General features: G+C 70.0%; 11 protein-coding genes. 6 read left to right on the top strand and 5 right to left on the bottom strand.

Annotated elements, in window-relative coordinates; translation table 11 throughout:
• Positions 1–477: 477 nt before the first annotated feature.
• From ACLBX8_RS06290 to ACLBX8_RS06305, 4 genes are all read left to right on the top strand, one after another.
• Entirely contained in the window at positions 478–1,740 is a 1,263-nt protein-coding gene (locus ACLBX8_RS06290) for an MFS transporter (RefSeq protein ID WP_447714765.1), read from the top strand.
• Between the two features lie 225 nt (positions 1,741–1,965).
• A complete protein-coding gene (locus ACLBX8_RS06295; protein WP_447681285.1) occupies positions 1,966–3,258 on the top strand; it encodes an MFS transporter in 1,293 nt (430 codons plus the stop codon).
• A gap of 6 nt (positions 3,259–3,264) precedes the next feature.
• Positions 3,265–4,485, top strand: a complete 1,221-nt coding sequence (locus tag ACLBX8_RS06300; RefSeq protein WP_181049145.1) for a CaiB/BaiF CoA transferase family protein — start codon at positions 3,265–3,267, stop codon at positions 4,483–4,485.
• A 24-nt stretch (positions 4,486–4,509) separates the two neighbouring features.
• A complete protein-coding gene (locus ACLBX8_RS06305) occupies positions 4,510–5,322 on the top strand; it encodes an enoyl-CoA hydratase/isomerase family protein (RefSeq protein ID WP_091677110.1) in 813 nt (270 codons plus the stop codon).
• A 191-nt stretch (positions 5,323–5,513) separates the two neighbouring features.
• Here the strand turns inward: ACLBX8_RS06305 and ACLBX8_RS06310 are convergent, their stop codons facing one another.
• The 4 genes from ACLBX8_RS06310 to dctP form a co-directional block, all read right to left on the bottom strand.
• On the bottom strand, positions 5,514–5,981 hold the full coding sequence (locus ACLBX8_RS06310; protein WP_447714766.1) for a YbaK/EbsC family protein: 468 nt from the start codon (positions 5,979–5,981) through the stop codon (positions 5,514–5,516).
• Positions 5,982–6,175: 194 nt separating this feature from the next.
• Positions 6,176–7,528, bottom strand: a complete 1,353-nt coding sequence (locus tag ACLBX8_RS06315; RefSeq protein WP_020091896.1) for a TRAP transporter large permease — start codon at positions 7,526–7,528, stop codon at positions 6,176–6,178.
• Complete coding sequence (locus ACLBX8_RS06320; RefSeq protein ID WP_447698754.1) at positions 7,525–8,217, bottom strand: TRAP transporter small permease; 693 nt, start codon at positions 8,215–8,217, stop codon at positions 7,525–7,527. Before ACLBX8_RS06320 ends, ACLBX8_RS06315 begins: the two co-directional genes overlap by 4 nt.
• Positions 8,214–9,236, bottom strand: a complete 1,023-nt coding sequence (dctP, locus tag ACLBX8_RS06325) for a TRAP transporter substrate-binding protein DctP (protein ID WP_447714767.1) — start codon at positions 9,234–9,236, stop codon at positions 8,214–8,216. Before dctP ends, ACLBX8_RS06320 begins: the two co-directional genes overlap by 4 nt.
• 193 nt (positions 9,237–9,429) lie before the next feature.
• Here dctP and ACLBX8_RS06330 point away from each other — a divergent pair, with 193 nt between their 5' ends.
• Positions 9,430–10,083, top strand: a complete 654-nt coding sequence (locus ACLBX8_RS06330) for a GntR family transcriptional regulator (protein ID WP_447714768.1) — start codon at positions 9,430–9,432, stop codon at positions 10,081–10,083.
• Positions 10,084–10,264: 181 nt separating this feature from the next.
• On the top strand, positions 10,265–11,194 hold the full coding sequence (locus ACLBX8_RS06335; protein WP_447714769.1) for a class I SAM-dependent methyltransferase: 930 nt from the start codon (positions 10,265–10,267) through the stop codon (positions 11,192–11,194).
• Positions 11,195–11,225: 31 nt separating this feature from the next.
• On the opposite strand, the gene ACLBX8_RS06340 is transcribed toward ACLBX8_RS06335, so the two are convergent.
• Complete coding sequence (locus tag ACLBX8_RS06340) at positions 11,226–11,906, bottom strand: GntR family transcriptional regulator (RefSeq protein WP_020091901.1); 681 nt, start codon at positions 11,904–11,906, stop codon at positions 11,226–11,228.
• Between the last annotated feature and the right edge of the window lie 7 nt (positions 11,907–11,913).

Consider the following 11,913-nt stretch of genomic DNA (forward strand, 5'->3'; position numbering starts at 1 on the left):
CCGCGACGCGCAGGCGAGCGGGCCGGCACGAAGTCGCGGCACAGCTCATCCCGGGGCTTAGCAAAGGTCGCGCTTTACCGCCAAGTTGCTGACGGTCATCAAGGGCAACTTACAGGGTCTTCCGGATCGTTTCTCGCCGCGTGTGTTGCCCTCGTGCAGCAACGATTTCGGCCGCGCCGCTCACCGATCCGTGAGGGCGCCGGGCGAGCGCCCGTTTACTCGGCACGTCTGCCTCGCCGAGCGGCAGCGACTCGGCGCCAGCGACTTGGCGGATTGCGGTTCGGCCGCGGCGCCGCGACGGCCGAGCGATCCGGTCGGCGGGCCTCCGTCCGGGATGGCACGCTTGCTGCATTGCCCAGTCAGCCGCGCCTGCTGCGGCGGCGGAGCAACGACGCTCCAAACAGCGGACGGTGTGAGTCCGGATCCCCGGCATGAGCGACCGCACGGCGGTTCGCCCACTTACGACGAGCACCAGCTATGGCCAGCTTCAAAACGGTGATGAAGTCGGGTCACCCCCCGACGCTGTTCGCGGCATTCCTCTACTTCGATTTCTGCTTCGCCATCTGGGTCCTGAACGGCGCCATGGGCCCGTTCATCACCGAGACCTACAAGCTGACGCCGGCCCAGACCGGCTTCATGATCTCGCTACCGATCCTCGCCGGTGCGCTGATGCGCTTCCCGCTCGGCGTCCTGGCCCAGTATATCGGCCGCAAGAACGCCGCGATCACCGAGATGGTCGTGATCATGCTGGCGATGGCCTACGGCTATCTCTTCGTCTCCTCCTACAACGACGTGCTCGCCATGGGCGTGCTGCTCGGCATCGCCGGCGCGTCCTTCGGCGTCGCGCTCTCCCTCGGCTCCGGCTGGTTCCCGCCGGAACACAAGGGGCTGGCGATGGGCATCGCGGGCGCCGGCAATTCCGGCACCGTGCTGGCCGTGCTGTTCGCCCCGCCGCTGGCCCAGGCCTACGGCTGGCAGACCACCTACGCCTTCGCGGGCCTCGTCATGCTGCTGCCGCTGGCGGTCATGATCGTGCTCGCCAAGGAGCCGCCGGATTGCGAGCACCAGTCCTTCAAGGAGCACGTCTCCTGCCTGTTCACGAAGGATGGCTGGGCGTTCTCGCTGATCTACGTCATCACCTTCGGCGGCTTCATCGGCCTGTCGAACTTCCTGCCGACCTTCTTCTACGAGCAGTTCGCGGTGACGAAGGTCGAGGCCGGGCGGCTGACGATGCTGGCGGCCTTCATGGGCTCCGGCATCCGGATCGTCGGCGGCTACTTCGCCGACCGGATGGGCGGCATCGCGGTGCTGTCGGTGGTGCTGCTGGCGGCGATCGCGACCCTGCTCTCGCTGACCGCGACCCCGTCGCTGGCGCTCACGACGCTCCTGTTCATGCTGTGCTTCGCGGCGCTCGGCGCCGGCAACGGCGCGCTGTTCCAGCTCGTCCCGCTGCGCTGGCCCACCAACACGGCGGTGGCCGGCTCGATGATCGGCGAGATCGGCGCGCTCGGCGGCGCGATCCTGCCGAACGTCATGGGCCTGTCGAAGCAGTATACCGGCTCGTTCTCGCTGGGCTTCGTCGGCTACGCCGTCTTCACCGCGGTCGTGCTCGGTTGCCTCGCCCTCTGGCAGCGCAAGTGGGTCGGGAGCTGGGTCGGACCGCGCGGAAAGGCGCTCGGCAAGGAGATCGGCACCCCGACCGAGGCCGAGCAGGGTCAGCTCCGGCCCGCGACGGCCTGACCGGCGCCGCGGGGCCTCCCGGCGACGACCGACACGAGACGGGGGCCCGGGCGGCCCCCGTTTTCAGTTGCACCCCGTGGAATGAATTCACGTGCCAGATGCACGTCGGCGGTTGCCTTCCGCCGCGCGACGCGTTTGAATAATGCATTACGAAAGAGCGCCCGGCCCGAGAGCCGAGGTGCCCGGCGACCGCGCGAGGCGGCGCCCCCATGGGAGGAACGGTCGATGTCGAAGCGCTTCAGCGCCACGAACGGCGTGCTCGGCCTGCTCTGTCTGATGTACTTCATCACGTACCTGGACCGGGTGAACATCGCCACGGCCGGTGCGGAGATCATGCGCGATTTCGGCATGTCGAAGACCGATTTCGGTCTGATCCTGTCGGCCTTCGCGTACCCCTACGCGATCTTCCAGGTGATCGGCGGCTCGGTCGGCGACAAGTTCGGCGCCCGCCGCACGCTGCTGGCCTGCGGGGTGATCTGGGCCTCGGCGACCATCCTGACCGGCATGGTCGGCGGCCTCGTCAGCCTGTTCCTGGCGCGCGTCCTGCTCGGCTTCGGCGAGGGCGCGACCTTCCCGACCGCCACCCGCGCCATGCAGAACTGGACGGCGCCCGGCCGGCGCGGCTTCGCGCAGGGCATCACCCACGCCTTCGCGCGGCTCGGGAACGCGGTGGCGCCGCCGATCGTGGCCTTCCTGATCTACCATTTCGGCTGGCGGACGAGCTTCGTCATCCTCGGCGCGGTGAGCTTCGTCTGGGTCGCGATCTGGTGGCTGTACTTCCGCGACGACCCGTCCGAGCATCCGGCGATCACCGAGGCCGAGCTCGCGACGCTGCCGCCGCCCCGCCAGGTCGGCGCGAAGCAGAGCGTGCCGTGGGGCGCCCTGACGCGCCGGATGCTGCCGGTCACCGTCACGTATTTCTGCTACGGCTGGACCCTGTGGCTGTTCCTCGGCTGGCTGCCGAGCTTCTTCAAGGAGAACTACAGCCTCGACCTGAAGAACTCGGCCCTGTTCGCCTCGGGCGTGTTCTTCGCCGGCGTCGTCGGCGACACGGTCGGCGGCATGCTCAGCGACTCGATCCTGCACCGCACCGGCAAGGTGAAGCTCGCGCGCCTGTCGGTGATCGTGATCGGCTTCCTCGGGGCGGCCGCGAGCCTCGCGGGCGTGTTCATGACCCGGGACCTGACCCTCGTGGCGCTGCTGCTGTCCTCCGGCTTCTTCTTCGCGGAACTGGTGATCGGACCGATCTGGTCGGTGCCGATGGACATCGCGCCGAAATACGCCGGCACCGCCAGCGGCCTGATGAACACCGGCTCCGCCGTGGCGGCGATCGTCTCGCCGATCGTCTTCGGCGTCATCGTTGACGTGACCGGGAGCTGGACGCTGCCCTTCGTCGGCTCGATCGGCCTGTGCCTGCTCGGCGCCGCGCTGGCCTTCACGATGCACCCTGAGCGGGAATTCGTGGATCCCGTCACGCCGTCGGTCGGCCCCGCGGCCACCGTCCCGGCCGGGGAGTAGCGCGCGATGGCGGAGACGATGAAGCGGTCGGGTCCCCTCGCCGGGATGCGGGTGATCGAGCTCGCCCACATCATGGCCGGGCCGGTCTGCGGGCTGATGCTCGCCGACATGGGTGCGGAGGTGATCAAGGTCGAGAAGAGGGAGGGCGACGACACCCGTCGCACCGTCCCGCCCGCCCTCGAGGGCGAGAGCGCGGCCTACATGATGATGAACCGCGGCAAGCGCGGACTCAGCCTCGACCTGAAGGATCCGGACGGCGTCGCGGTCCTGCGGCGCCTGCTCAAGGGCGCGGACGCCCTGATCGAGAACTACCGCGGCGGCACGATGGAGCGCCTCGGGATCGGGTACGAGACCCTCAAGGTCGAGTTCCCGGAGCTGGTCTACTGCTCGCTCTCCGGCTTCGGCCGCACCGGTCCCTACGCCGACCGGGCCGGGTTCGACCTCGTGGCGCAGGGGATGAGCGGCCTCATGTCGGTGACCGGGGAGGGGCCCGGGCGTCCGCCGATGAAGTGCGGGCCGCCGGTCACCGACATCACCGCCGGCATCCTGGCCGCCATGGGCATCCTCGCCGCCTACGCGAACCGGCTCCGCACGGGCCGGGGCCAGGCGGTCGACACGTCGCTGTTCGAGGCCGGCATCACCCACACCTACTGGCAGTCGGCCATCGCCATGGCGACCGGGATCGCGCCCGGGCCGATGGGCTCGGCCCATCCGCTGAACGCCCCCTACGAGGCCTTCGAGACCGCCGACGGCTGGATCACGATCGGCGCGGCCAACCAGACCAACTGGCTGCGCCTGCTCAAGGCCATCGGTGCCGACGACCTCGCCGAGGACCCGCGCTTCGCGCTCAACCGCGACCGGATGGCCAACCGGCACGCGCTCGCCGCGACCCTCGCGCCGATCTTCCGGGCCCACGGCTCGGCCGAGTGGCTCGCCCGGCTGGAAGCCGGCGGCGTCCCGGCCGGCCCGGTCCTCGACGTGAACGCGATGCACCGGGACCCGCAGACCCTCGCCCGCGAGATGGTGGTCGAGGTCGATCACCCGCGGGTCGGCCGCATGAAGACGCTCGGCCTGCCGGTGAAGTTCTCCGAGACGCCGGGACGCGTGCACGGGCCGGCCCCGTTGCTCGGCGAGCATTCCCGGGCGATCCTGGCGGAGGCCGGCTACGCGCCGGCCGAGATCGACGCGCTGATCGCGCGGGGCGTGGTCCGCGAGACCGCGGCCTGACGCCGCCACCCGGAGACGCCGCGCATGACCGCCAAGCCCGCGACCGACGAGTTGCTGTTCACCACCGACGAGGCCGGCATCGCCCGCATCGTCCTGAACCGTCCGCAGGCGCGCAACGCGCTGACCTTCGCGATGTACCAGGGCCTGATTACCTGCTGCGAGGCGATCGCCGGGAACCCCGCGGTCAAGGCGCTGATCATCACCGGTGCGGGCGACAAGGCCTTCGCGGCCGGGACCGATATCGCCCAGTTCCGCGACTTCAGCACCGCCGAGGACGCGCTGGGCTACGAGCGCTTCATGGACAGGGTGCTGGGCTCCCTGGAGCGGCTGCGGGTGCCGACCATCGCGGCGATCGCCGGCGCCTGCACGGGCGGCGGCGCGGCCATCGCGGCGGCCTGCGACCTGCGCATCGCCACGCGCGACGCCCGCTTCGGCTTCCCGATCGCCCGCACCCTCGGCAATTGCCTGAGCCAGGGCAACCTCAAGCGGCTCTCCGGCCTGATCGGCCCGGCGCGGGTCAAGGACATCATCTTCACCGCCCGCCTCGTCGGAGCCGAGGAGGCGCTCGCCATCGGCCTCGTGGGCGAGGTGGTCGACGATCGGATCGCGCTCACGGAGCGGGTCGATACGCTGGCCCAGCTCTTGGCCAACCACGCGCCGCTGACCATGCAGGCGACCAAGGAGGGGCTGCGGCGGCTCGCCGAGGAGGAGGCCGGCGCCGAGGGCGCGCCGCATCCCGGCGATGACCTGATCCTCATGTGCTACATGAGCCAGGATTTCCGCGAGGGCATGGAGGCCTTCCTCGGCAAGCGCCCGCCCAACTGGACCGGGCGCTAGGGCCGAACCCTGTCACGTGGTGCGACGGTCCGGAGGGAAGGCGTCTTCGGTGTCGAGACAGTGGCGCCATGCCTCCTCTCCCGTGCGGGAGAGGGTTGGGGTGAGGGACGAGAACGTTCAGGATCAAGCGCGCGATCCTGCGTCGACGGCGCGCGCCTCGTGCGGAGCGGGAACGGCGCTGACCGCGCCGCTCAGCCCGGCAGCGCGCAGACATCGACCCAGGCGGCGCCGGTGAGCGCGGCCATCCGCGCCGGCGCGATCCGCACCGAGCTGTGGGTGCTGCCGGCGGCCGGCACCACCTCGTCGAACGCCCGCAGGGAGACGTCGCAGTAGACCGGCAGCGGCGCCAGCAGGCCGAAGGGGCAGACGCCGCCCATCGGATGGCCGGTGAGCGCCTCGACCTCGCCGAGGTCGAGCATCCGCACCTTGCCGCCGAAGGCGGCCTTGGCCTTCCGGTTGTCGAGCCGCGCGTCGCCGCGCGTCACCACCAGGGCGACCTGATCGCCGACCCGGATCGAGAGCGTCTTGGCGATCTGGGCCGGGACGACGCCGTGGCCCTCCGCCGCCTCGGCGACGGTCGCGGTGCTGGTCTCCAGCACGATGACGGCGATGTCGGGCGCCTTCTCGGCGAAGAAGGCGCGCACGGAGGCGAGGCTCATGGTTCGGTCCGAAGCTCGGGATCAGGGCGGGGCGGCGCGCGCGCTGCCATAGGCGGCTCCGGCCGCGCCGGCCAGCGCGCCGGCGCGGGGCGCCGCTGCGCGGGACGCGGCGCTCGCGCGACCGCCTCCCCTCACGCGACAGGCCCCTCTCCGGGCGGAGAGGGGCCTGCCTCGCACGGGCCGGGTGGATCGAGCTACCGCGTCGTCGTGAGCAGCAGGTCCGGCAGCCACATCGCGATGCCCGGCACGAGGCACAGGATCAGGATCGCCACCGCCATCAGGATCACGAAGGGCAGGGTGCCCCAGATGATGTCCGAGAGCGGGATGTCCGGGGCGATGTTCTTGATGACGAAGATGTTGAGGCCCACCGGCGGGTGGATCAGGCCCATCTCCATGGTGATGGTCATCACCACGCCGAACCAGACGAGGTCGAACCCGGCGGCCTTGAGCGGCGGCAGGATGATCGGCGCCGTCATCAGGATGATCGAGACCGGCGGCAGGAAGAAGCCGAGCGCGATCACCAGCGCCAGGATGGTCACCAGCAGCACCCACGGCGAGAGCTGCATCGCGACGATCGCGGCGGCGGCCGACTGCGAGATGTGCAGGTAGCTCATCACGTAGGCGTAGAGCAGCGACATGCCGATGATCAGCATCAGCATGGTCGATTCCCGCAGCGTCGCCGTCAGGATCGGCGTGACGTCGCGGAAGCGCCAGACGCCGTAGATCGCGGCGATCAGCGCCAGGGCCATCAGCCCGCCGAGGCCCGCGGTCTCGGACGGTGTGGCGTAGCCGCCGTACAGCGCCACCATCACGCCGGTGAGCAGGACCACGAAGGGCAGGACCCGCGGCAGCGTCGAGAAGCGCTGCGCCATGCTGTACTGCTCGTCCGCCAGGATCGGCGAGGCCGGCCCGCCGCGCTCCAGGGCCACCTTCGCGGCGGCGTATTCCGAGCGGAAGCGTACCATCGACCACGCGGCGAACAGGCCCACGAGCAGGAGCCCCGGCCCGATGCCCGCGAGGAACAGCCGCCCGAGCGACTGCTCGGCCGCCACCGCGTACAGGATCATGGTGATCGAGGGCGGCAGCAGGATGCCGAGCGTGCCACCCGCCGCGATGATCCCGGCCGCGAAGCCCGGCGAGTAGCCGCGCTTGCGCATCTCCGGGATGCCGGCCGAGCCGATCGCCGAGCAGGTGGCCGGGCTGGAGCCCGCCATGGCGGCGAACAGCGCGCAGGCGAAGACGTTGGCGATGCCCAGGCCGCCCGGGATGCGGTGCATCCAGGCGTGCATGGCCGTGTAGAGATCCTGGCCCGCCTTGGACCGCCCGATGGCCGCGCCCTTCAGGATGAAGAGCGGGATCGACAGCAGGGTGATGGAGGCCATCTCCTCGTAGACGTTCTGCGCCACCGTATCGAGGGAGGCGCCGGGCATGAACGCCACCATGAAGGCGAGCGCCACGAAGCCCAGCGCGAAGGCGATGGGGATGCCCGAGAGCATCGCCCCTAGGGTCGCGCCCGCGTACAGGAAACCGATCGCGGCCGTGCTCATCGTTCAACCTTCGCGGAAACGGTCTGACCCATCGGGTCCGGTCCCCGGGGCGCGACCTCGGCCGCCCCGTGCATGTCGCGATTCACATCGGCCCCGAGCCCGATCTTGGGCTGTGCCCAGCCTGCAGCCCGGGGCCCGTAGGCGAGGGCCTCGGCGATCTGGAGGACGAACTGGACGCACAGCAGGCTCATGCCGACCGACATCAGCGTGTAGGGGATCCAGAGGGGCGGCCCCCAGGTCGATTGCGAGACCTGCCCGTCGACCCACGCCTCGTGATCGAGGGACCAGCTCTTCCAGGCGAAGAACAGGCAGAAGGCGAGGCTGACGACGTCGGCCAGCAGGAGCCGGATTCGGTTGGCGGCGGGCGGGAGGAGGCCGGTCAGGGCCTCGATCGCGACGTGCCCGCGCTTGGCCTGCACGCCGGCCGCCGACAGGAAGGTGGCCCCGATGATGAGGAACACCGCCATCTCGTCCTGCCACTCCGTCGGCTCCTTCAGGAGGTAGCGGACGACGACGCTGTGGGTCAGGACGAGGCAGGCGGCCACGAGGCAGAGGCCGCCGATAGCCAGGATCAACGAGTTCAGGAGGCGCATGCCCCGGTCGAAGGCGCCGAGGAGGCCCGGAACGCGGGGCTCCTCGGCGCCGCGCGCCTCCGGGGCGGCGGTGGCCGCATCGAAGCCGTGGCTCACGCGACCTGCTCCGCAAGCTTCAGCAGTTCCGCGCAGTTCGCGTTCTTGGCGGCGTAATCCTTCCAGGCCGTGCTGCGGGCGAGATCACGCCACTGGCCGAGGGACTTCTCGTCGACCTGGACGACCTTGGCGCCGGCCTTCGCGAAGATCTCCTCGACGCGGGTGTCGTCCTCCTTCGCGCCGGCCTGGCCGAAGGCCTCGAGCTCCGTGCCGACCGCCATGATCAGGTCCTGCTGCTCCTTCGGCAGGCCCGTGAACACGATCTTGGACATCATGATCGGCTCGAGCATGAACCAGTAGGAGCGCTCGCGCCCCGAGGTCAGCGCCTTGGACAGCTCCTCCAGGCGGAAGGAGATCAGGCTGGTGGAGGAGGTGATCACCGCGTCGCAGGCGCCGGTCTGCATCGCCGCGTAGGACTCGTTCGACGGGATCGAGAGGGTGGCCGCGCCGGCCTCCTTCATCATCATGTCCATCTCGCGCGAGCCGCCGCGGACCTTCATCCCCTTGGCGTCGGCCGGCGCCACGAGGGCGCGCTCCCGGCTCGCGACGCCGCCGGCCTGCCAGACCCAGGAGACCAGGATGATGCCCTTCGCGTCCAGGATCTCGGTGAGCTTGCGGCCGACCGGGGCCGCCTTCCACGCCACGGCCTGCGCGTAGGACGTCACGAGGGCGGGCATCAGGCCGATATTGAGTTCTGGAATCTCGCCGCCCGCGTAGGGGCTCGGGTAGAGCGACATGTCGAGCGCGCCCTTGCGCATGGCGCCGAACTGGGCGTTCGTCTTCATCAGCGAGGAGCCCGGGTAGACCTGGACGTCCAGGGCGCCCTTCGAGCGCTCGCCGACCATCTTGGCGAACTTCCGGCACATGCGGTCGCGGAAATCGCCCTCGTCGATCGTGCCGCCGGGGAACTGGTGGGACAGCTTCAGCGTCGTTGCCGCCTGCGCGCTGTTCAGGCCGAACCGCAGGATGGCCGGTGCCGCGAGCGTGGCCGCGATCAGCGATCGACGAGTTGGCGTCATGGAGCTCTCCCGCACCGCAAACAACGCGGCGTAATTTTGTGCGCTGCAATAGTGCGGCGCCTCGTTGTATGCATGGAAAACCGGCTTGTATATTTTGTCAATGCTCCAGCATAATGTCCGCGCGTGCCGAACATCCGCCGGCCTCAAGGGCGGGGCGGCGCGCGACCCGTTCATCGGGGGAGGGAACGGCGGCATGAGCCACGCGCAGCGGCTGCGGCAGCGAATCGAGGATGAGATCGTCTCCGGCGAGCTCGCCTTGGGATCGCGACTCGACGAGAACCAGCTCGCGGCCCGCTTCGGGGTCTCGCGCACGCCCATCCGGGAGGCGCTGCTGCAGCTCGCCGTCACCGGGCTGGTGCAGACGAAGCCCCGGCGGGGAGCGATCGTCAGCGCGCCCGAGCCGCACCTGCTGCTCGCCATGTTCGAGACGATGGCGGAGATCGAGGCGGCCTGCGGCCGTCTCGCGGCGCGCCGCCTCGTCCCCGAGGACGCCGCCGCGCTGCGCGCCGCGCTGGAGGGCTGCCGCGCCGCCCTGGCCACCGAGGACACCGAGGCCTACTACGCCGAAAACTACGTGTTCCACACGGTGGTGTACCGGGCGAGCCGGAACGCCTTCCTGGCGGAGCAGGCGCTGTCGCTCCATCGCCGCCTCGCCCCGTATCGCCGGCTGCAGCTGCGCGTGCGCCAGCGCCTGCCGCAATCGCTGGCCGAGCACGAGGCGATCGTCGCCGCGATCATCGCGGGCGACGAGGCCGCCGCCGCGGAGGCCCTCCGGGGCCACGTGATCGTCCAGGGCGACCGCTTCACCGATCTGGTGGCCGGACTGCGGGCGCCGAGCGCCGCCTGAGCGGCGGGGGCGCGTGGCCCGCGATAATTGCGTCGGCAGTCTGTCCGAATCCGGGCCCGGCCCGGGATCGTCTCTTCATCGCGTCCTAACCCTGCCGGCAGGTCGGACTGCGTAGGTGTTCCGCCCGACTCGACCATAAGTTGCAGTCCCGGCATTGTCGATCCGGAGCCGGGGATCGATCATGCTGAAGGACGTCGTCAGGAGCGCGGGCCGTCGCGCGGGGGTGGATATTTTCCGGGCCAGCCGGGAAGCGTTCCGCTGGAGCCACACGGTCCACGACTACTATCCCGTCGTGCCGTCCGCGCGCTGGTCGCCGGGCCGGGCGCCGCACGGCCAGCTCAAGGCGGTGCTCGCCCGGTCGCACGCGGCCTACGACAGCTTCCTCACGGAACTCGAGGCGCGGGCGGACCTGCTGCACAGCGTCCCGCACGACGCGCCCGTGACCGGTGCGGCGACGCCCCACTGGAACAACACGTGGTTCACCGCCCTCGACGGCGCCGCGCTGATGACGATGCTGGCCTGGAAGCGCCCGTCTCGGTTCTTCGAGATCGGCTCGGGCTGCTCGACCTGCTTCGCGCGGCACGCGATCGACACCCTGAACCTTCCGACGCGGATCACCTCGATCGATCCGATGCCCCGCCGCGAGATCGACGCGCTCTGCGACTGGACCGTGCGCAGCTCGCTGGAATCCTGCGATCTGAAGATCTTCGAGGAACTGAAGGCGGGCGACATCCTCTTCTTCGACGGTTCGCACCGCTCCTTCGCGAATTCGGATGTGACGGTGTTCTTCTTCGAGGTGATGCCGCGCCTCGCACCGGGCGTGATCGTGCAGATCCACGACATCTTCATCCCGGACGACTACCCGTCCGCCTGGAACTGCCGATTGTACAACGAGCAGTACCTTCTGGCGGCGATGCTGCTGTGCGGCGCGCCGCCGTTCCGGGTGACCGTGCCGGTGATGTATATCTGCCAGGACGCGGCGATGAGCGCCCGAGTCAAGACGGTCTTCGCCGCCCGCGGCACCGGCCCCGACATCCCGTTTCTCTACGCGAACGATTCCCGGACGCCGGGCGCGTCGTTCTGGTTCGAGATGACCGGGACGCCCGGCTGATCGCGGGCGTGGTCTACCGTGGTCGAGGCGCTCAGGCGGTCTCGGCCGCACCGTAATTGGCGGCGATCACCGACTTCTTCCCGCGGATATGCTCGCGCATCAGGACGGCCAGCGCCGCACCGTCCCGGGCGCGCAGCAGCGCGATCATGCGCTCGTGCTCGGAGACGGCGCGGGCCCACTGCTCGGGGGTCTGGTGGGCGGAGTAGCGCGACCGCTGGATCCGGCCGGACAGGCTCTCGTAGATGTTGGCGAGGATCGTGTTGCGGCTCGCCGCCATGATCCCCTCGTGGATGCGTCGGTTGTGGCTGAAGTAACCGGCCTCGTCGCCCGACTTCCAGGCCTCGACCATCGCGTCGTGGTCGACCACCAGGGCGTCGATGTCGGCGTCGGTGATCGTGCGGCAGGCGAGATCGCCGGCCGTCGCCTCGAGGCCCGCGATCACCTCCATCATCTCCTCGAGTTCGCCGTCCGAGATGCTGGCGACGCGCGCCCCGCGATTCGGGAGCAGTTCGAGCAACCCCTCCGTCGCAAGGATCTTGATCGCCTCGCGGAGCGGCGTCCGCGAGATCCCGAAGCGCTCGGTCAGCTCGCTCTCGTTGATCCGCGCCTTCGGCTCCATCTCGCCGGACCGGATCAGTTCGCGCATGCGCTCGGCGACCTCGTCGTGGAGGTAGCGGCGGCTGATGCCGATCCCGGGCTCGATTTTGTTCATGGTCCCC

It is taken from the genome of Methylobacterium sp. D48H (genome assembly GCF_053345715.1).